Origin of the sequence: Actinoplanes rectilineatus (assembly GCF_000962825.1) — a bacterium.
Classification (GTDB): domain Bacteria; phylum Actinomycetota; class Actinomycetes; order Mycobacteriales; family Micromonosporaceae; genus Actinoplanes; species Actinoplanes rectilineatus.
The window spans coordinates 27,306-46,959 of record NZ_JZKF01000039.1 but is presented as its reverse complement, the minus strand read 5'-3'; the positions used below and the strand labels follow the sequence as shown (position 1 = coordinate 46,959).

The window sequence follows — 19,654 nt, the reverse complement described above, 5'->3', positions numbered from 1 at the left end:
AATCTGATCCACTCCGCCGATCCCGATCAACCGGTCGGACGAGGCCGCGCCGGTATCCGGCACACGCCCGATCCGGGTACGCGGGTACACGCGGGTACGCGGACCGGTATCGCCACGCCGACGGTGGGTAGGCTTCGGCACATGCCGATCGGTCCGCAACCACAAGGCCGCCGGGGCACGGTCGAAGAGCCCTACAGCCCGCTGAACCTCAGGCTCGCCCTGGCCTCGTTCGGTCTGGTGGTCTGCGCGGTCCTGGCCGTGCTGCTGCTCCGCGCGGGCTGGACCCTCCCGGGGTGGCTGCTGGTCGGCTGGGCCGTGGTGGCGGCCGTCGACATCGTGGTGATCCAGCTCCGCCGCCGGGCCCGTGCACGGGCCGAGGGCGGTCGCGACCACTCGCTCTTCGAATAGCCGCTCCTGCCGGATTCGGGCCGTTCGCCGCCGGGATCCGCTCCGATGATCTCGGCCCTCGGCGGTTCATACCAGCCCCGCGTCGTGTACCAGAAGCGCCACCTGGACCCGGTTGTTCAGATCGATCTTGGCCAGCACCCGCGACACGTGCGCCTTGACGGTCGCCACCGACATGAAGAGCTCCGCCGAGATCTCGGCGTTGGTCCGGCCCCGGGCAATCGCCAGCGCCACCTCCCGTTCTCTCGCGCTGAGCCGCCCGAGCAGTTCCGCGGCCCGGTCCCGCGGCGGCGGCGCCACGACCGCGACGTGCGCGATCAACTGACGGGTCACGCTCGGCGACAGCATCGCCTCACCCCGGGCGACCCGCAGCACCGCTTCCACGATCTGCCCCGGCGGCGTGTCCTTGAGCAGGAATCCGCTCGCCCCGGCCCGCAACGCCCGCAACACGAACTCGTCGGCGTCGAACGTGGTCAGCACCAGCACCTCGGGCGCACCGGGCCGCCGTCGCAGCGCCTCGGTGGCGGCGAGCCCGTCGACCCCAGGCATCCGGATGTCCATCAGCACGACGTCCGGCCGCTGCACGGCCACGGCGGCGGGCACCTCTGCCCCGTCGGCCGCCTGCCCCACCACCCGGATCGTCCGGTCACCGGCCAGGATCATCGCCAGCCCGGCCCGGACCAGCGGATCGTCGTCCACGATCAGCACCCGGACCACGCTCGGATCCCGGTCGTCCGCGCCGCCCTCGCCGTCCACGCCGTCACCACCGCCCCCACTGTCGCCCACGCCGCCATCACCCTCGCCATCGCCCTCGCTGTCGCTCAATCCGCCGATACTCGCCCTGCCATCAACGCCCGCACTGCTACTACTCATGACGCCGCCACCACCGCTGATGACGCGACCATGGACGTGATTCCGATGCTGAGGACACGGCCGTGAACATGGGCACCGGTCCACGTCATGGCACCGTCCACGGCAGCCAGGCGGTGAGGACGAAGTCGCCGTCCGCCGGGCCGTGGGTGATCCGGCCGCCCGCCAACCCGGCCCGCTCGGCCAGCCCGACCAGGCCCACGCCGGTGCCCGGGATGGGCCGTGCGGGAGCGGTCGCCGGCATCGGGTTACGGATCTCGATCGTCAGACCGTCGCCGGGATCGCCGTCGACGGCGACACCCACCGCGGTGCCGGGCGCGTGCTTGCGCGCGTTGGTGAGACCTTCCTGCACGATCCGATACGCCGTGAGCCCGGTCGTCGCCGGCACCTCGTCGAGGGCCGCCGAGACGGCAAGTCGCACCCGGCTGCCGGAGGACCGGGTCTCGTCCACCAGCGCCGGCAGCGCGCTGAGCGTGGGCTGCGGGCGTTCCGGTACGTCGTCACTCTGCGCCCCGGTTCGCAGCACGCCGATCACCGCCCGCAGGTCCTGCAGCGCCTGGTGCGCACTCGCCCGGACGACGGCGGCCGCTCCGGCGATCTCGTCGGGTGGCGCGTCCGGCCGGAACTCGATCGCCCCGGCGTGCAGGCTGATCAGCGAGATCCGGTGGGCGAGCACGTCGTGCATCTCCCGGGCGATCCGCGTGCGTTCCAGCACCTGGGCCTGCGCGACCCGCAGACGCTGCTCGGACTCGGCCCGCTCGGCGCGTTCCCGCCAGGAGACGATGAGCTGACGCCGGGTCCGCAGCACCATGCCCCAGAGCGCCACGATGATCACGAAGGCGGTGCCCCAGCCGACGGTCTCCCAGTAGGTCTGCCCGTTCTCGTGGCGGAGACCCGCGAAGACGAAGTTGCTGGCCACGATGGCTGCCAGGTAGCCCGCGAGTACGGCGAACCGCCGGTGCACGCCGACGGTCAGGATCACGACGAGGATGGAGACCGCGCCGGCCAACGTGAACAGGGAGAGGACCAGGTGGTATCCGGCCACCGCGGCGAGGAACCGGCGGCGCCACCAGAGTGAGAGCCCGGCGACGACACCGGCGGCGCCGTCCGCGATGCTCAGCCAGCGGGGTGTGTCCCACCATCGCGGGACGCCGTTCGACGGATCGTTGATCAGGTTCAGGGTGAGGATCACCGCGAAACCGACGGCGACAGCGACGCAGAGGCCGTCGACCACCCAGTCACGGGTGGACCGCCGCACCGGTGCGGGACCGTCCGGGTCCGCGACCAGCGAGGACGGTATCAGCCACCGGTGCTCCGCCATTTCCACATCGCGACTGTACGAGCCCGCGCTCGCGCCCCGATACCGACCAAAGTAGGGGTCCTGACCCCGACCTTGGTTATCCGGCATCGACCACCGGCCGACGCGCGGACCGGTCCGGCAGCAGCACGCTGATCGCATGATTGAGGTCGAACATCTCACCAAGAGGTACGGGCGGCATCTCGCCGTCGACGACGTGAGCTTCACCTGCGAACCCGGCACGGTGACCGGGTTCCTCGGGCCCAACGGCGCCGGGAAGTCGACCACCATGCGGATGATCTGTGGTCTGGCCACGCCGACCTCCGGCACCGCGACGGTCAGCGGCGTGGAGTATCGCCGGCTCGGCAACCCCGGCCGGCAGATCGGCGTGCTGCTCGACGCGTCCGCCCAGCACGCCGGGCGGACCGGACGGGAGACTCTGGCACTCGCGGCGGTCACCATGGGGCTCGACACCGCCCGGGTGCCCGAGCGGCTCCGGCAGGTCGGTCTGGAGGGAGCCGCCGCGCGGCGGCGGGTTCGCGCGTACTCACTGGGCATGCGGCAACGCCTCGGTCTTGCGTACGCGATGATCGGCGATCCTGCCGTGCTGATCCTGGATGAACCGGCCAACGGCCTGGACCCGGAGGGCATCCACTGGATGCGCGGGCTGCTGCGGGGGTTCGCCGACCGGGGTGGGACGGTGCTGCTCTCCTCGCATCTGTTGCGGGAGGTGGAGGTGGTGGCGGACCGGCTCGTCATGATCGGTGGCGGCAGGGTTCTGATGCAGGGCGACAAGGCGCAGTTGCTCGGCGCCGCCGGCACTTTGGTCCGTGCCGCCGATCCGGTCGCTCTCGACGCGCTGCTCGACCGGATGGGCGTGACCGGTTCCCGCTGCGCCGACGGCGGCGTGCTGGTGCCGGCCGGCCCGCAGAGCATCGGGCAGGCGGCCGCCGAGTCCGGTGTGGTGCTGCTCGAGCTGCGAGCGGCGGGGTCGGGCGGCCTGGAGGAGATGTTCCTGCGGCTGACCGCGAAGTCCGAGCTCGAGGAGGTCTCCCGATGAGCGCCCTGTCCCCCGCTGTCTCCCGCCCGGTGCCGCTGGGCCGGCTCACCGTGGTCGAGCTGCGCAAGCTGGCGGACACCCGGGCCGGGCTGTGGCTGCTGATCGTGATCGTCCTGGCTACCGCGGGCACGTCGGTGCTGCAGTTGGGGTGGGCCGACGAGTCCGAACAGAGTTTCCCGGCGTTCTTCCTGTTCGGCCAGGTGCCGTCGGCGGTGCTCCTGCCGGTGCTCGGCATCCTGTCGGTGACGAGCGAGTGGTCGCAGCGCACCGTGCTGGGCACCTTCACCCTGGTGCCGGCCCGCGGCCGGGTCCTGGGCGCCAAGGTGGTCGCCGGCGTGCTGATCTCGGTCGCGGCGACGGCTCTGGCCGCGATCTTGGCCGCGGTGGCGACCGTGATCGCCGGTCCGCTCGGTGGTGCCGCGTCGTGGCGGCTGGAGCCGTCGCTGATCGGGCAGAGCCTGCTGCTCCAGGCCGTTTTCGTGCTGATGGGAATCGGGTTCGGCACGCTGCTGCTGAGCACGCCGCTGGCGATCGTCGTGTTCTTCGCGCTGCCGACGGTGTGGTCCGTCCTGGGCAGCGTGGTGAAGAGCCTGAGCACCGCTTCCGAGTGGCTGGATCTGAACTTCACCTCGCAGGCCCTGACGAACCCGGACATGACCGGTGGCGAGTGGTCCCGGCTGGCGGTCTCGGCCACCGTCTGGGTGGTGATTCCGCTGGTCGCCGGTGTCGTGAGGGTGCTCCGCCAGGAGGTTTCCTGATCCACAACAACGGGTGTTGGCGTCACGGGCTCGCGACTTTGGGTAGCCTCGCGAGACGTGACGCGCATCCTTTTTGCGAGCTTCGCGGCTGTTGCCGTAACCGTTCCCTTCCTCGCCGCACCGGCTCCTGCCGCGCCACCACCACAGCCCCCGGCCGCGGCACCCGCAACGGCCGATACGACTGGCATCGCCGCCGCTCCCCCGCCTGCACCACCCACGGCCGATACCCGGGAGCTGACACCGGCCCGGCTCACGCTGGACGGGATCCCCCTGCCGGCGCCCGCCTACCGCGGCCCGCAGCCCGCCGGGCGCCGGGCGGCCGCCAAGACCCCGCCGCTGGGAACGGTGCGCAGCTGGGCCGGACTCAACGCGGTCAAGAACGACATCTACCGCAAGGACTACACCCTGCGGGCGGTGGGCGAGCACATCGAGGTGTGGGTGGCCGCCGATGTGGCCTTCCCCAAGGGTGACTGCCGCCCGGACACCACGGTCACCGTCACCGACGCGCAGCTGGCGACGCTGGTCAGAGAGTTCGACCAGACGATCTATCCCAAGGAGACGACGGTCTTCAGCACGCCGCCCGATCGGTCGGGGACGAACCCGGGCGTGGACGGCGACTTCAGCGGCGACGGCGGCCGGACCGTGACGCTCGTCGACAACATCCGCGACGACAACTACTTCAGCTTCCCGGAGCGCCCCACCTACGTGTCGGGGTTCTTCTCGGAGCAGCTCAACGAACTCTTCGACCGCAACGTCATGACCATCGACGCGTTCGACTGGCCGCACCGGATGGGCGCGGATCCCCGCAACGAGCCGGACGACGATCTCTGCGTCAGCCGGCCGGCCCGCCCCCGGATGTACGAGTCGACGTTCGCCCACGAATGGCACCACCTGCTCAGCTATTACACCGACCCGCAAGAGGAGACCTGGGTCGACGAGGGACTCTCCGATTACGCCCAGACCCTCACGGGGTACGTCGACGCGAGTCTCGGCGTCTATCACCGGGGATTCGACAACCACATCACCTGCTATCAGGGCTTCGGCAGCGTCAAGACCGGCGCCAACCCGAATCCGCGCGACTGCGGTGGCCCGTCGAACTCGCTGAACCTGTGGTCCGAAGGCGGCCCGGACGCGATCCTGGCCGATTACGGCATCACCTATCAGCTCATGGCCTATCTGCGGGACCGGTTCGGCACGAAGGTCCTCTCCGCGCTGCACAACGACAGGGAACATCGGGGCATGGACGCGGTCGCGGCGGTGCTGCCCGAGGGCACCTCGTGGTATGACGTCCTGCACGATTTCCAGCTCATGACCCTGGTGGACAAGCCGGCCGGCGACCCGGACGGGTCGATCACGGGTGTCCCGGCCGGGCGGGTCGTCGTGCCGAGCCTGCGGTCGGCGGTGAACCTCGGCAACCCGGAGTCCACCGGAAAACCGGGGGCGCCGCCCAACGGCGCGGATTACGTCCGCCTGCCGAAAGGGTTCGGCACCGTGGAGTTCCAGGGCGCCGCGACACTGCCGGCGAGCCCGCTGAGCTGGACCCTCGACGGCGGGACGCTCTTCTCCGGGAACGCCCCGAAAACAGACGCGACGGCGGTCCGGGCGGTCGACGTGCCGGCCGGCGACCCGGTGCTGCGGGTCACCGCGTCGTTCGCCATGGAGGAGAAGTTCGATTACGGCTATCTGACGGTGTCGTCGGACGGTGGGCGCACCTACCGCCCGGCGACCGGGAACCGGACCGTCAAAGGGCCGCTGGGTGCGGCGATCACCGGCACCGCCGTGGACGCCGATCTGACCTACGACCTTTCCGCGTACGCCGGGAAGCAGGTCTTTGTGGGTTTCCGGTATGTCAGTGACGCGGCGGTCAACCTCGGCGGCTGGCACATCAAGAACATCACCATCGGTGGCACCGCGGTGCCGGCCGGCACGCTGGACGGCTGGCGGTCGATGACGCAGATCCGCCCGGCCCCGGTGCACGCCTGGCACGTGACCCTGGTCGGGCTCGCCCGCGGCGAGGCGACGATCGTGCCGCTGGCGGAGGCCGACAAGCTCCGCGCATTCACCAAGGTGGTGGCGGTGGTCGCCTTCGACGAACCGACGGGCACGGTCCAGCAATACGCGCCATACACCCTGAAGGTCGACGGCACCGCTCTGCCGTAGATCACGCCTGCCGCTCACGCCACCCCTCCTCGCCGCCTCCGCCGATATTGACAGTGTCACGGTTACAGTGTCAATATCGACGGCATGTGGACGATGGAGCAGTTGGTCGAGCGGGTTCACGCGGCCCTCACCGCGGAATACCCCGGTGCGCCCAACGGACGCGTCCGGGACCTGCCCGACCGCCGTGCGATCCGGTGGTACACGACGACGGGCCTGGTCGACCGGCCGCTCGGCATGCGGGGGCGCACCGCGCTCTACGGCACCCGTCATCTCCTGCAGCTCGTCGCCATCAAGCGGCGCCAGGCCGCGGGGCGCACGCTCGCCGAGATCCAGGCGGAGCTGGCGGGCGCCACCGACACGGCCCTGGCGGACGCCGCCCGGGTTCCGGACGATCTTCTGGACGCTGACGTCCCCCCGGCCTCCCCACCGGCCCGGCCCGATTTCTGGAAGAACCCCCCACGGGTGCCCGTGCCGCCCGTCACGTTCGCGCGTCCCTCGGCCCCGATGGCGCTCGACCCGGCCGGTCTCCACCACGGCAACAGTGACGCGCCCCTGCTCACCGGCATCCCGCTGGGCGAGGGCGTGATCCTTTTGGTCCCCCACCCCGTGGACGGCCTGGACCGCGACGCTCTCGCCGTGGCCGCCCGTCCTCTGCTCGACCTGCTCGCGTCCCGCGGGCTCACCGATGGGAGAAATGAATGATCATTTCCGTCAACCCGATGGGTCCGGCCGAGCTGGAACGTCTGCCCGATCTGCCCGACGCCGGGATCGGCACGCTGCGCACCGAACGCGGCAACCTGCCGCTCGACCGGCTCGACGTCCGCGCCGCAATCAGCGGCCTGCTCGTGCGCACCGCGCTGACCACCGAGTTCGTCAACGCGCACGACACCGCACTCGAGGCCACCTACGTCTTCCCCCTGCCGGACCGGGCCGCGGTCACCGGCATGAGCATGACCGCCGACGACCGGACCATCACCGCCGCACTGCAGGAACGCGGTGCCGCCCGGGAGGAGTACGCCCAGGCGATAGCCTCCGGCCAGCGCGCGTCGATCGCCGAGGAGGAACGGCCCGACGTCTTCACCATGCGGGTCGGCAACATCATGCCCGGTGAGCGGGTGACCGTCCGGCTGCAGCTGGTGGGACCTCTTCCCTACGAGGACGGCGCGGCGACCTTCCGGTTCCCGTTGGTCGTCGCCCCCCGCTATCTTCCCGGGGTTCCGCTGTCCGGGCCCTCGGCCGGCGACGGCCAGCACCCTGACACCGACGCGGTCCCGGACGCCTCCCGCATCTCGCCGCCGGTGCTGCTGCCCGGGTTCCCCCATCCGCTGCGGCTCTCCGTCGGGGTGACCATCGACCCGGCCGGCCTCGAGCTCGGCGACGTGCGGTCGAGCCTGCACACCGTCACCGACGAGGGCGGTGTCCTGCGGATCGCGTCCGGCGACCGGGCCGACCGCGACTTCGTCCTGCGCCTGGCCTACGCCCCGGGCGGCGAGTCCGCGATCGCAGTCCCCGACAGCGGCCCCGCCGCCGACCCGACCGCTGCCGGCACTGCCTCCAGCGACAGCACCCCGCCGGTCGGCGAGCAGGCCGGCGGCGAGCAGGCCGGCACCTTCCAGCTGACCGTCCTGCCGCCCGACCCCACGGTTGCGCCCCGGCAGAAAGACGTGGTGCTCCTGCTGGACCGGTCCGGCAGCATGGGCGGCTGGAAGATGGTCGCCGCTCGCCGCGCAGCCGCCCGGGTGATCGACACGCTGACCGCCGGAGACCGGTTCGCCGTGCTCACCTTCGACCACCAGGTCGACCACCCGGCCGACCTGGGCGCCGGGCTGCATGCCGCGACCGACCGCAACCGGTTCCGCGCCGTCGAGCACCTGGCCAGGGCCGACGCGCGCGGCGGCACCGAGATTCTCGCCCCGCTGACCACCGGTCTCGGCCTGCTCGCCGACAGCACCGGCCGGGACCGGGTGCTCGTCCTGGTCACCGACGGCCAGGTCGGCAACGAGGACCAGATCGTCCACGAGGTCTCGTCGCTGATCGGCTCCACCAGGGTGCACACCATCGGCATCGACCGCGCGGTCAACGCCGGGTTCCTCGGCCGGCTCGCCACGCTCGGCGCGGGACGGGCCGAGCTGGTGGAAAGCGAGGACCGGCTGGACGAGGCGATGGAACACATCCACCGGCGGATCGGCGCCCCGGTCGTCACCGGGCTCGCCATCACCGCCGACGGGGACGATCTCTCCCTCTCCGACATCAGTCCGGCCCGACTTCCCGGTCTCTACCCCGGAGTTCCCCTGGTGGTGACGGGTCGCTACGCCGGGACCCCGGAGGGAACGCTCACGGTGACCGGCCGGACCCGGGACGACCAGGAGTTCCGGACCACAGTGACGCTCCAGCGACGCGACGAGTCCGCGGTGACCGCTCTCTGGGCGCGAGCATGGCTGCGTCATCTCGAGGACGCGTATGCCTCCGGGGAACTGTTCCGGGAGGAGGAGATCGTCGGCACCTCGCTGCGGTTCGGGGTGTTGTGCCGGTTCACCGCCTACGTCGCCGTCGACCAGCGGGTGGTGAACGAGGGTGGCAAGAACCGCCGGGTCACCCAGCCTGTCGAGTCGCCGTCCGGTTGGGAACAGCCCGTGCCGGCCGCGCCGCCGGTGTATTTCGCGGGGACCGCCTCGCCGTTCGTGGCAGCTGATACGGCGGCCTTCGCGGGTCCGCCGCCGCCCTCGCCGTTCCCGCCTGCGCCGCCCGCGCCGGGTGCACCGCCGCCTGCTCCAGCCACCCCGTCGCCCGGTCCGGGCACACCGCCCACCGCGCCGCCGTCTTCTCCGACTGCTCCCAGTGCTGCGCCGCCTGCAGGTGCACCGGCGCCCGGGCGGCCGAGCTTCGCCCCTCCCCGTGCCGGATCGCCTGGATCTGGGGCATCTCGGTCGGGGATGCCGCGACCAGGCCCGATGACCGGACCGCCGGCCGGAGTGTCCCGCGGCTTCGCCGGGCCGATCGGACGTGCCCGCCTCGGCAAGGTCGCGTCGGCAGGTTCCGCAACGTCGATCCCGGAGCTCCGGAGTCTGGCCACGGTGGAGGCGGACCGGCTGCGCAACGCGGCTGGTGAGCCAGTGCTCGATCGCAAGGATCTTCTGGAGGACCTGGCCAGCCGGTTGGACGTTCTGATCGCGCAGGCACCCGAGGAAGAGGTCAAATCCCTGCGGGAGTTGGCCGTCCTGCTGCGCGGCGATACGTCGTTGGAGGAACGCTGGGCGACGGCGATCCGCGTTCTGGACGAGTTCGCGGGTGGGGCCGAGAAGACCGACACCTCGGAGACGCCGGGACGGAAGCCTTTCTGGAAGCGGTGATGGCCGCCCAGGACCAGGATGTCGCCGACAAGGCGTAACAGCCGTAATCGAAGCGACAAGCGAGAAGAAGGCACTCGGCCTTCCCCACGGGACTCGCCGCCCAGGGGAAGGCCGCCTAGGGGAAGAAATGATGACGCAGAAGAGAAGGTGTGAACGCGGAGAGGAACGGGCTGGAGCAATGATCATGTAAGGGAGGAGCCGCCCCACGCGCGTGGAGACGGACCGGTAAGTTGGGGCACCGTATCGGCTGACCGAGGGGTGGCTAGTCCGTGGGTTCAGTGGACGGCGCGCCGGGCGACGACGTCGCTCGCGACCGGGATCCGTTGCTGGTCAGGCCGTTCGTCCTGAAGGAGGGCGCCGGTTCCGACGGAGCGCGCGACGGCGTACCCGCCACCTGGCAGGACGATCCGAACCGGGAGATCCCTACGCAGGTGCTGCCCGCCGTGGCGGCTCGTGGAACGGCCGAGGAACCGGTGGCGAGCGCGCGGAGGCATCGGCCCCTGCTGTTGATCGGTGCCGGGGTGGCCGTCGCGGTGGCCGTCGGTGGCTATGCGATGCTGCGGCCGGTTCTGCAGCCGACGACCTCGTCGGCGATGCCCGGGTCTTCGCTGCCCGTGGTCACCGGCCCCGCCGCAGCATCAGCGGCCGCTGCCGCCGCAACAGAGGATGCTCTCGGCCAGGAAGAGAGCGAGGTACTCGGAAACGGTGGCACCTCCACACAGAACGGCGGTTCCACGTCCGGTTCCGGTTCCCGCACCACCGGCACGGCCGCGCCAACCACCGGTGCCCCGTCGTCGGGCAGCACACCGAGTTCCGGGCCTGCCGCCGCGACCTCGTCGGCCACGACGGCACCGGCCGGGGTGGCTCCCACCGTGGTGCCCTCCGGCGAGGGCTCACTGGTCAGCGGCAACAAGGTCTGCCTCGACCTGCGCGGCGGGCGGGCCGCTGACCGGCGCGAGGTCCACGTCGACACCTGCAACGACTCCAGCCCGCAGCAGTGGCGGCTGAACGCCGACCGCACGCTCGAGGTGCAGGACTGGTGCGCTGCCGTGTCCGTCGACACCACCGTCCGCCTGACCTCCTGCGACGGCGCCGGCACGAACGCCCAGTGGCAGATGAACACCGACGGCGTCCTGACCAACGTCGCCAGCGGTCTCTGCCTCACCGACCCTTATGCCGGCACTCGCACCGGCAAGGGTGTCATCGTCACCCTCTGCTTGAGTACTCCCAACCAGCGCTGGACCTTCAGCTGAGAGCCGGGCCCGCCTGAGCTGTCCCACCTCAACGGGCGAAGAGGACGCGCTCAGCGGGCGGGACGGTGCATTTGACGGGTCCAAGGCAACCCGCAAACCGACAGCGACAGCGACAGCGACAGCGACAGCGACAGCGACAGCGACGATGGCACGCTGTGACCCGCGACGGCAACGGGAACGGGAACGACCGCGGATACGACCGCGGATACGAAGCAGCGCCGACCGGCCAAGCCGATCGGCGCTGCTCACCAAACCCGCACGCTCGAAAGCGTGAAGCTCCGGAACGAGACCCGCTTACTTTCCGCGGCGCTTGTTCAGGATGTCGAACGCGACCGCGATGATCAGCACCAGGCCCTTGATGACCTGCTGCCACTCCGGGCTCACGTTCATGATCGACAGGCCCATGTTGAGCACGCCCATGATGAGCGCACCCACGATGGCGCCGGTGACCTTGCCGACGCCGCCGTTGACGGCCGTGCCGCCGATGAAGGCGGCCGCGATGGCGTCCAGCTCGTAGTTCTGGCCGGCGGCCGCGACGGCGGAACCCGCGCGGGCCGTCGTCACCACGGCCGCCACACCGGCGAGCAGGCCCATGTTCACGAAGAGCATGAAGTTGACCCGCTTGGTCTTCACGCCGCTCAGCATCGCGGCGGACAGGTTGCCGCCCATCGCGTAGACGTGCCGGCCGAAGATCGTGTTGCCCATGATGAACGAGTAGAGCAGGACCAGCACACCCACGATGATCAGGACGATCGGCATGCCGTCCGCGCTGCTCGCGAGCAGGTAGGTCACGTACGCGATGGCGGCGATGCCCACCACGATGCGGCCGATGAAGGCCGCGAAGGGCTCCATCCGCAGTTCGTTCTTGACCAGTTCGCGGCGGGTGCGGAACTGGCCGATCAGCAGGCCGAGGGCCGCGACGACGCCGATGACCACGGTGACGGCGTCGAGGTTGCCGATGAAGCCGAGCCAGTTGGGCACGGCGCCGATGGCCAGCGAGTTGAAGCCGGACGGCAGGCCGCCGACGGTGGTGCCGACGAAGTAGATGGCGAGGCCGCGGAAGAGCAGCATGCCGCCGAGGGTGACGATGAAGGCGGGGATGCCGACGTACGCGACCCAGAAGCCCTGCCAGGCACCGACGATGCCGCCGAGCACGATCGACAGCAGTACCGCGGCGGGCCACGGTACGTCCCACTGCATGATCATCAGGGCGCTGATGCCGCCGATGAAGGCGACGACCGAACCGACCGACAGGTCGATGTGGCCGGCCACGATGATCATGACCATGCCGATGGTCAGGATGAACACGTACGCGTTCTGCTGGATCAGCGACGCGACGTTGTTCGGCAGCAGCATCAGGCCGTCGGTCTGGAACTGGAAGAAGAGCACGATGACCACGAGCGCCGCGATCATGGCGTACTGCTTCAGGTTTCCGCCGAGGTACGCGCCCAGCGATTCACTCTTGTTCTTGCTGGGTTCCGACTTGGACGCGCTCACCGCGTTGCTCCGCTCTTCTCCTGGGTCATGTACCGCATGAGGCCCTCCTGCGTGGCCTCGGCCTTGTCGATCTGTCCGGTGATGCGCCCCTGGCTCATCGCGTAGATCCGGTCGCAGATGCCGAGCAGCTCGGGCAGCTCGGACGAGATCACCAGAACGGCCTTGCCGGAGTCGGCGAGCTTGTTGATGATCTCGTAGATCTCGTACTTGGCGCCGACGTCGATGCCGCGGGACGGCTCGTCGAGGATCAGCACCTCGGGCTCGGCGAAGAGCCACTTGCTGAGGACGACCTTCTGCTGGTTGCCGCCGGACAGTTTCCCGACCACCATGTCGACGCTGGAGGCCTTGGTCTTCATGTCCTTGCGGAACTGCTCCGCCATCGTGATCTCGCGGTTGGCGTCGACGACGCCGAGCTTCGCGATCCGCTTCAGCTTCGCGGCGGAGGTGTTGCGCTTGATGTCGTCGATCAGGTTGAGGCCGTAGTGCTTGCGGTCCTCGGTCGCGTACGCGATGCCGGCGTCGATCGCCGCGTCCACGGTCTTGAGGTTGACCTCTTTGCCGTGGAGGAACACCTTGCCGGAGATGTTCGTGCCCCAGCTGCGCCCGAACACGCTCATCGCGAGTTCGGTACGCCCGGCGCCCATCAGTCCGGCGATGCCGACGATCTCGCCCGCCCGGACGGTCACGTTGGCCTGGTCGACGACGACCCGGCTGGGGTCGTTGGGGTGGTGCACGGTCCAGTTCTCGATGCGCAGCACCTCCTCACCGATGGTGGGGGTGTGGTCCGGGTACCGGGTGGCCAGGTCGCGGCCGACCATCGCGCGGATGATGCGGTCCTCGCTGACGGGTTCGGCCCCGTGCATCTCCATGGTCTCGATGCTCTGGCCGTCGCGGATGATCGTCGTGCTGTCGGCGATCGCGGCGATCTCGTTGAGCTTGTGCGAGATGATGATGGAGGTGATGCCTTCGGCCTTGAGCTGACGGATCAGCTCCAGCAGGTGCGCACTGTCCTCGTCGTTGAGAGCCGCGGTGGGCTCGTCGAGGATGAGCAGCTTCACCTTCTTGGACAGGGCCTTGGCGATCTCGACGAGCTGCTGCTTGCCGACACCGATGTCCATGATCTTGGTATCGGGCGCCTCGGAGAGACCGACGCGGGCCAGCAACTCGGCAGCCTGCTTGTTGGTCTGCGCCCAGTTGATCACGCCGCCCTTGGCGCGCTCGTTGCCGAGGAAGATGTTCTCCGCGATCGACAGGTACGGGCTGAGCGCCAGTTCCTGGTGGATGATCACGATGCCGACGTCCTCGGAGTCGCGCGTCGTCTTGAATCGGCTGGTCTCGCCCTCGAAGACGATGTCGCCGTCGTAGGTGCCGTACGGGTACACGCCGCTGAGCACCTTCATCAGCGTCGACTTGCCCGCGCCGTTCTCGCCGCAAATGGCGTGGACCTCCCCGCGGGCCACGCTCAGCGTGACGTCCTGCAGCGCCTTGACGCCCGGGAAGGTCTTGGTGATGCCCCGCATTTCCAGGATCGGGGTGGTGTCGTTGGCCATCACAACTCGCTTGCTGTAGGGGGGTCGAGAACCGGGACTGACCGGGTTCCCACCACCGGAAGTCGGTGGGAACCCGGTGTTGCCCAGCGTTGAGCCGGCGACTGCTTACAGGCCGAGCTTGTCAGCCGTGTAGAAGCCGGAGTCGACGAGCTTGGTCTTCACGTCGTCCTTGGTCACGACCACCGGCGGCAGCAGGTAGGCCGGAACGACCTTGTTGCCGTTGTTGTAGGTGGTGGTGTCGTTGGTCTCGACGGTCTCGCCCTTGACGATCTGGTCGACCATCTTGGCGACCTGGTCACCCAGGGTGCGGGTGTCCTTCCAGACCGTCATCGACTGCTTGTCGGCGAGGATGTTCTTGACGTTCGCCTGGTCAGCGTCCTGGCCGGTGATGATCGGCCAGTTGGTGCCCGGCTTGTAGCCCTTCGACTCGAGCGACTGCTCGATGCCCAGCGCGAGCGAGTCGTTCGGGGAGAGGACGGCGTCGAGCTTCTTGCCGCCGGTGTAGTACGAGTTCAGGCGGTTGTCCATCTCGGCCTGAGCCTTCTGGGAGCTCCAGCCGTCGACGGAGACGTTCTTCCAGTCGTCGTTGCTGGCGAGCTTCTTGCCGGACGGGATGACCAGCTTCTTGCTGTCCACGTACGGCTTGAGCACGTCCCACGCGCCGGAGAAGAAGAACTTGGCGTTGTTGTCGTCCGACGAGCCGGCGAAGGGCTCGATGTTGAACGGGCCCGCCGCGGTGTCGAGGGCCAGCTTCTCCTTGATGAACTCACCCTGGAGCTTGCCGACCTGGTAGTTGTCGAAGGTCGCGTAGTAGTCGACGTTCGGCGTCTCGTTGATGAGACGGTCGTACGCGATGACCTTGACGTTCGCCTTGGCGGCCGTCTCGAGGACGGTGCTCAGCGCGGTGCCGTCGATCGACGCCACGACCAGAACCTTGGGGTTCTGGTTGATCATGTTCTGCAGCTGGGTGATCTGCTGGTCGACCTTGTTGTCGGCGTACTGCAGAGACGTCTCGTAGCCCGCCTTCTTCAGCAGACCATCGAGGTACGTACCGTCGTTGTTCCACCGCTCGAGGCTCTTGGTCGGCATCGCGATGCCGATCAGGTTGCTGCCCGAGTCCGAGGACTCGTCGCTGGAACGGCTGCTGCTGCAGCCCGACGCCGCGGCCAGAGTGGCGGCCAGGGTGACAGCCGCGAGAACCCGGAAGTTCTTGGACACCTAGACGTCTCCTTTCTGAGTACTGAAAATTCCGGCGGCAGGACGCCAACCGGGGTCTATTTGTTGCCGGTCACAACATACGCTCTTGCCTGCCCGATGCACGCGCTGCGCCGTAACGGCTGTGTAACACTCTTCGTGAGCAGCGTCTCTCACTGTAGGCCCCGTCACAGCCCGTGCACCTGCAGAAATTGGGCATGAAAAGGAGGGGCCTTCGGCCCATCCCTCAACAGCCCGTAATGAGGTCCGCGCCATACTATTTGTTGCCCACTCGGACTAATGCGCCGAGGGGTGATCATGTACGGACCGCTATCGTGACGACACGACGCGCGAGAGGAGTCCGGATGCCCAGCGCCGCCACGGTCCGGGCGAAGCGCCGCACGACACCGGCCGTCAATCCCCGGGCCACCCATCTGGCGCTCGCTCTGCGCTGCGTCGCCGAGCAGTCCGGCGAGATCTCCCGGGCCGGCATCGCGGCCGGGACCGGCCTCAACAGGTCGACGGCGAGCAGCCTCATCGATGAACTGATCGGCGGCGGACTGGTCCGCGAGGTCGGCTCCACCGCCCGCACCCGCGCCGGCCGGCCGGGCACCGCGCTGGCCCTGCGCCCGGACGGCCCGGCCGGTCTGGGCATCGACGTCAACGTGGACTACACCGCCGTCTGCGTGGTGGATCTCACCGGCAAGGTCCGCTACAAACACGTGGTCGCCGAGGACCAGCGCGGACACGGCACGCGCGAGATCCTGGACCGGGTCGACCGGCTGGCCCGGGGCGCCCGGCAGGCCGCCGAGGCCGACGGTCTCGACCTGGTCGGCAGCGCCGTCGCGGTGCCGGGCATCGTCGACCGGGCCGGCGCCACCGTCACCCTCGCCCCCAACCTGGGCTGGCGTGACCTGGACGTCTCCGACCTGCTGCCGGCCGGCGCGCACGGCGAACGGGCCGCACTCGACAACGAGGCGAACTTCGCCGCACTCTCCGAGGCGGGCCTGCTGCGGGCCGGCGGCAGCTATCTCTACGTGAGCGGGCAGATCGGCGTGGGCGCGGGCATCGTGCTCGACGGCGAGCTCTACCGCGGGTCGCACGGCTGGAGCGGCGAGATCGGCCACCTGACCGTCGACCGCAACGGCCCGCCCTGCCCCTGCGGCCGGCGCGGCTGCCTGGAGCGCTACGCCGGTCACGAGGCGATCCTGCGCGCCGCCGGCATCACCGACGGGGCCGGCACCACGTTCGGCGTCCGGCCGACCGCCGACCTGATCACCGAGCGTGCCCAGGCCGGGGATCCGGCCACCCTCGCCGCGCTCGCCGAGGCCGGCGCGGTCCTCGGCGGTGTCCTGGCCGGCTGTCTCAACCTGCTCGACGTCGGCCGCCTGGTCCTCGGCGGCATCTACCGCCAGCTCGCACCGTGGCTGGCCCCCGAGGTGGAACGCGAGGTGGCGGCGCATTTCCTCGGTGCCGGCTGGGCCAGCCCCGAGGTCACCGTCTCCACCTACGGCGCCGAGGCACCGGCTCTGGGCGCCGCGCTCTCGGTGGTCCGCACCATCGTCGCCGACCCGCTGCGCTGGCTCACCCGCTGACCACGAATCAGGCACGGATCGCCGCCCTGACCCCACCTGGGGCCGGGACACCGTCCTATCCGAGATCCACGCCACACCCTTCCTATCGGCACATGTGCGGCAAAGCAGAGTGGTTGCGCTCCGAACGCCTCTTCCGCTCTTTTCGGGTACGCGTCGAAGCACCGTCCCCGAGCGCTCACGGATGCATGGCGGCACCCTTCATGATCTTGTCGACCGCCACCCGCGGGCCGTAGACGGCGAGACCCACCAGGTCCAGGTCAGCGGTCGGGACGGCCCGGACGGCGGCCCGGTTCGCCGCGTCGTGACCGGTGCCGAACAGGTCCGAGGTGAAGACCGACAGCGACACTCCCCGGCTCAGCGCCCGCCCGTGCGCCCCGGTCAACGTCTCCTTGCCACCGGCGAAGACCAGCACCGGCTGGCGGAACATCGGCAGGTAGGACACCTCGCCGGCGTCGAGGTACGGCTCGCCCAGCACCTCGGGCACCGCCGTCGCGATGCCGCTGACCAGGAAAGCGGTGACGTTGAGGCGCTGCCACACCGGCAGGTCGTCGCGGAGCAGAACAGCGATCTTGGTCGCGAAACGCAGTGGTGCCGGAAAACCCAGTGGTTCGGTCATGCCCCCATCAAAGGCCGGGACGCCCCGCCAGGTCTTGTACGATGTTGACGTGCCGGACGGACCCCTGCTCCGCGCATGGCGACCACCGCTCGACGGGGTCGCCGAGGTGCTGCACGCCCGGTTCGGCGACCACGCCTACCCGATGCACGCCCACGACACCTGGACGGTTCTGCTCGTCGACGACGGCGCCGTCCGCTACGACCTGGACCGGCACGAACGCGGGGCGTACGGCGACCTGATCACGGTGCTGCCGCCGCGGATCCCGCACAACGGCACCGCCGCCAAGCCGGGCGGTTTCCGCAAACGCGTGCTCTACCTGGAACCCGCTCTGCTGCCGGAACGGCTGATCGGGGCGGCCGTCGACACCCCGGCACTGGCCGACCAGCGCCTGCACCGCCTCATCTCCACGGTGCATCAGCTGGCGCGTACCCCGGAGGAGGCGCCGGCGGCGGACGCACCTCTCGCCCTCGCCCTGGAACGGCTGCGCGCACGCCTGGGTGATCCGGCCGCACCCGTGCCGGCCCTCCGCGCGGCCGCACACGGCCTGCGTGACCTGCTCGAGGAACACATCGTCGACGGCCTGCCGCTCCGTGTCGCCGCCGCCACCCTGCACTTCGACCCGGCGCATCTGGTCCGCTCGTTCCGGCGCGAGTTCGGCATGTCCCCGCACCAGTACCTGATCTCCCGCCGCGTCGACCTGGCCCGCCGGCGCATCCTGGCCGGCGAGCCGCTGCGGGCGGTGGCGGCCGGCAGCGGCTTCTACGACCAGCCGCACCTGGTGCGGCACTTCAAACGGATCCTCGGCGTGAGCCCCGGACGGTTCCGTGACGCGCGGTGAGTCAGGGTTTGCGGGCGGTGCCCGTCCAGCCGGCCACGACCTGCAGGTCCAGCTCCGGGTCGCCCTCCTCGGGACGCCACAGGGTGTTCGGCACGACGCCCGGCTCGACCAGTTCCAGACCCTCGAACAGGTCCTCGACCTCGGCCTTGCGGCGCGGCCAGATGTCCGAGCGGCCCTCCTCGTACATCTTCTCGTGCGCGGCGGCGATCTCCGGCGGCAGGAAGTCCGCGGTCCCGTGCGTCACCACCAGGTAGCTGCCGCTGGGCAGCGCGTCCAGCAGCTGGCGCACCAGCTTCTTGGCGGCCCCCGGGTACGGGATGAAGTGCAGCACCGCCACCAGGATCAGGCCGACCGGCTGGGTCAGGTCGAGCGTCTCCTTGACCGCGTCACTGTTCAGGATCGCCGCGGGGTCGCGCAGATCCGCCTCGATGTAGGCGGTCCGGCCCTGCTCCGTGCTGGTCAGCAACGCCCGCGCGTGGGTGAGCACCAGCGGGTCGTTGTCGACGTAGACGATCCGGCTCTCCGGGGCGACCCGCTGCGCGACCTCGTGCGTGTTGTCCACGGTGGGCAGTCCGGTGCCGATGTCCAGGAACTGGCGGATGCCCCGCTCCTCGGCGAGGAACCGCACGGCCCGGCGCAGCACCGCCCGGTTGGCCTGCACGCCGTCACGCAGACCGGGCAGCAGCTTCTCGAACTCGGCGCCGGACTCCCGGTCCACCGCGAAGTTGTCCTTGCCACCGAGCCAGTAGTTGTATCGCCGGGCGGGATGCGGCACGGTCGTGTCGATCGAAGCGCTTCGGGGCTTCACGTCGTCCATGGCCGTCCACAATAGTCGATCGGGATCACGGCGCCATCCAGCCCAGGACCGGTGTCGCCTGCAACCCTTCCGATACGCGCCGGCCACAGTCCGGCTCCGCGCGGGCAGCCACAGTCCGACTCCGCACGCCGGCCACGAACGCCGGCTGACCGATAGTTCCCGGGCCGGCTCGTCACCCATGGCACGCTGTTGATCAATCACCCGCCGCGTTGCCGAGGCCCCGGACACCCGAAGACAGCACCATGCCGGCGGGCGATTGATCGACTACGCCCACCCGCCTGCCGATCTCCACAGAACGACCCTGGACGACGGCCGACCCGCTCCAGCCGTCCCCCACGGCTCACCCAGCGATCCACAACAACCCCGAACGACGGCCCACCCACCCCAGCCGTCC

General features: G+C 69.9%; 16 protein-coding genes. 9 read left to right on the top strand and 7 right to left on the bottom strand.

Translation table 11 applies throughout. From position 1 onward, the window contains the following. Nucleotides 1–141: 141 nt before the first annotated feature. Entirely contained in the window at nt 142–408 is a 267-nt protein-coding gene (locus tag WH85_RS26595) for a hypothetical protein (RefSeq protein ID WP_045744743.1), read from the top strand. Nucleotides 409–474: 66 nt separating this feature from the next. On the opposite strand, the gene WH85_RS26590 is transcribed toward WH85_RS26595, so the two are convergent. Continuing rightward, complete coding sequence (locus WH85_RS26590; protein WP_083449279.1) at nt 475–1,278, bottom strand: response regulator transcription factor; 804 nt, start codon at nt 1,276–1,278, stop codon at nt 475–477. An 85-nt stretch (nt 1,279–1,363) separates the two neighbouring features. Beyond that, entirely contained in the window at nt 1,364–2,596 is a 1,233-nt protein-coding gene (locus WH85_RS26585) for a sensor histidine kinase (RefSeq protein ID WP_045744742.1), read from the bottom strand. Between the two features lie 136 nt (nt 2,597–2,732). On the opposite strand from WH85_RS26585, the gene WH85_RS26580 reads away from it, so the two are divergent. The 6 genes from WH85_RS26580 (at nt 2,733) to WH85_RS47420 (ending at nt 11,153) form a co-directional block, all read left to right on the top strand. After that, nucleotides 2,733–3,632, top strand: a complete 900-nt coding sequence (locus WH85_RS26580; protein ID WP_045744741.1) for an ABC transporter ATP-binding protein — start codon at nt 2,733–2,735, stop codon at nt 3,630–3,632. Beyond that, nucleotides 3,629–4,390 carry an ABC transporter permease gene (locus WH85_RS26575; RefSeq protein WP_045744740.1) on the top strand — a complete coding sequence of 254 codons (762 nt, stop codon included), beginning with the start codon at nt 3,629–3,631 and terminating at the stop codon, nt 4,388–4,390. Before WH85_RS26580 ends, WH85_RS26575 begins: the two co-directional genes overlap by 4 nt. Before the next feature lie 57 nt (nt 4,391–4,447). Continuing rightward, a complete protein-coding gene (locus WH85_RS26570) occupies nt 4,448–6,550 on the top strand; it encodes a M6 family metallopeptidase (RefSeq protein WP_045744739.1) in 2,103 nt (700 codons plus the stop codon). A gap of 84 nt (nt 6,551–6,634) precedes the next feature. Continuing rightward, complete coding sequence (locus WH85_RS26565) at nt 6,635–7,252, top strand: MerR family transcriptional regulator (protein ID WP_045744738.1); 618 nt, start codon at nt 6,635–6,637, stop codon at nt 7,250–7,252. Next, the gene (locus WH85_RS26560; RefSeq protein WP_045744737.1) at nt 7,249–9,900 is read left to right on the top strand and encodes a VIT domain-containing protein; all 2,652 of its coding nucleotides are present in this window, start codon (nt 7,249–7,251) and stop codon (nt 9,898–9,900) included. Before WH85_RS26565 ends, WH85_RS26560 begins: the two co-directional genes overlap by 4 nt. Nucleotides 9,901–10,169: 269 nt before the next feature. Beyond that, complete coding sequence (locus WH85_RS47420; RefSeq protein WP_157411222.1) at nt 10,170–11,153, top strand: RICIN domain-containing protein; 984 nt, start codon at nt 10,170–10,172, stop codon at nt 11,151–11,153. A 294-nt stretch (nt 11,154–11,447) separates the two neighbouring features. On the opposite strand, the gene mmsB is transcribed toward WH85_RS47420, so the two are convergent. The 3 genes from mmsB to chvE all read right to left on the bottom strand — a co-directional run bounded on the left by mmsB (nt 11,448) and on the right by chvE (nt 15,418). After that, complete coding sequence (mmsB, locus tag WH85_RS26550) at nt 11,448–12,650, bottom strand: multiple monosaccharide ABC transporter permease (protein ID WP_045744736.1); 1,203 nt, start codon at nt 12,648–12,650, stop codon at nt 11,448–11,450. Further along, a complete protein-coding gene (gene mmsA, locus WH85_RS26545) occupies nt 12,647–14,200 on the bottom strand; it encodes a multiple monosaccharide ABC transporter ATP-binding protein (RefSeq protein WP_045744735.1) in 1,554 nt (517 codons plus the stop codon). Before mmsA ends, mmsB begins: the two co-directional genes overlap by 4 nt. Nucleotides 14,201–14,305: 105 nt before the next feature. Continuing rightward, nucleotides 14,306–15,418, bottom strand: coding sequence for a multiple monosaccharide ABC transporter substrate-binding protein (chvE, locus tag WH85_RS26540; RefSeq protein ID WP_045744734.1), 1,113 nt, complete (start codon nt 15,416–15,418; stop codon nt 14,306–14,308). 341 nt (nt 15,419–15,759) lie between these two features. On the opposite strand from chvE, the gene WH85_RS26535 reads away from it, so the two are divergent. Beyond that, on the top strand, nt 15,760–16,989 hold the full coding sequence (locus WH85_RS26535) for an ROK family transcriptional regulator (RefSeq protein ID WP_045744733.1): 1,230 nt from the start codon (nt 15,760–15,762) through the stop codon (nt 16,987–16,989). Between the two features lie 175 nt (nt 16,990–17,164). Here WH85_RS26535 and WH85_RS26530 read toward each other — a convergent pair whose 3' ends face one another. Beyond that, complete coding sequence (locus tag WH85_RS26530) at nt 17,165–17,605, bottom strand: DUF2000 domain-containing protein (RefSeq protein ID WP_045744732.1); 441 nt, start codon at nt 17,603–17,605, stop codon at nt 17,165–17,167. Between WH85_RS26530 and WH85_RS26525 the strand changes: the two genes are divergently transcribed. Continuing rightward, nucleotides 17,604–18,443: an AraC family transcriptional regulator gene (locus WH85_RS26525; protein WP_083449278.1), complete on the top strand. Its 840-nt coding sequence runs from the start codon at nt 17,604–17,606 to the stop codon at nt 18,441–18,443. The two genes, WH85_RS26530 and WH85_RS26525, sit on opposite strands and share 2 nt — an antisense overlap. A 1-nt stretch (nt 18,444) precedes the next feature. Here WH85_RS26525 and WH85_RS26520 read toward each other — a convergent pair whose 3' ends face one another. Then, the gene (locus WH85_RS26520; RefSeq protein WP_045744730.1) at nt 18,445–19,260 is read right to left on the bottom strand and encodes an SAM-dependent methyltransferase; all 816 of its coding nucleotides are present in this window, start codon (nt 19,258–19,260) and stop codon (nt 18,445–18,447) included. Nucleotides 19,261–19,654: the final 394 nt, after the last annotated feature.

Bases quoted from the DNA above. Each gene is read 5' to 3' on its own strand.
- WH85_RS26595 (WP_045744743.1), top strand. From the start codon at position 142: ATGCCGATCGGTCCGCAACCACAAGGCCGCCGGGGCACGGTCGAAGAG.
- WH85_RS26590 (WP_083449279.1), bottom strand. From the start codon at position 1,278: ATGAGTAGTAGCAGTGCGGGCGTTGATGGCAGGGCGAGTATCGGCGGA.
- WH85_RS26585 (WP_045744742.1), bottom strand. From the start codon at position 2,596: ATGGCGGAGCACCGGTGGCTGATACCGTCCTCGCTGGTCGCGGACCCG.
- WH85_RS26580 (WP_045744741.1), top strand. From the start codon at position 2,733: ATGATTGAGGTCGAACATCTCACCAAGAGGTACGGGCGGCATCTCGCC.
- WH85_RS26575 (WP_045744740.1), top strand. From the start codon at position 3,629: ATGAGCGCCCTGTCCCCCGCTGTCTCCCGCCCGGTGCCGCTGGGCCGG.
- WH85_RS26565 (WP_045744738.1), top strand. From the start codon at position 6,635: ATGTGGACGATGGAGCAGTTGGTCGAGCGGGTTCACGCGGCCCTCACC.
- WH85_RS26560 (WP_045744737.1), top strand. From the start codon at position 7,249: ATGATCATTTCCGTCAACCCGATGGGTCCGGCCGAGCTGGAACGTCTG.
- mmsA (WP_045744735.1), bottom strand. From the start codon at position 14,200: ATGGCCAACGACACCACCCCGATCCTGGAAATGCGGGGCATCACCAAG.
- WH85_RS26535 (WP_045744733.1), top strand. From the start codon at position 15,760: ATGCCCAGCGCCGCCACGGTCCGGGCGAAGCGCCGCACGACACCGGCC.
- WH85_RS26525 (WP_083449278.1), top strand. From the start codon at position 17,604: ATGCCCCCATCAAAGGCCGGGACGCCCCGCCAGGTCTTGTACGATGTT.
- WH85_RS26530 (WP_045744732.1), bottom strand. From the start codon at position 17,605: ATGACCGAACCACTGGGTTTTCCGGCACCACTGCGTTTCGCGACCAAG.
- WH85_RS26520 (WP_045744730.1), bottom strand. From the start codon at position 19,260: ATGGACGACGTGAAGCCCCGAAGCGCTTCGATCGACACGACCGTGCCG.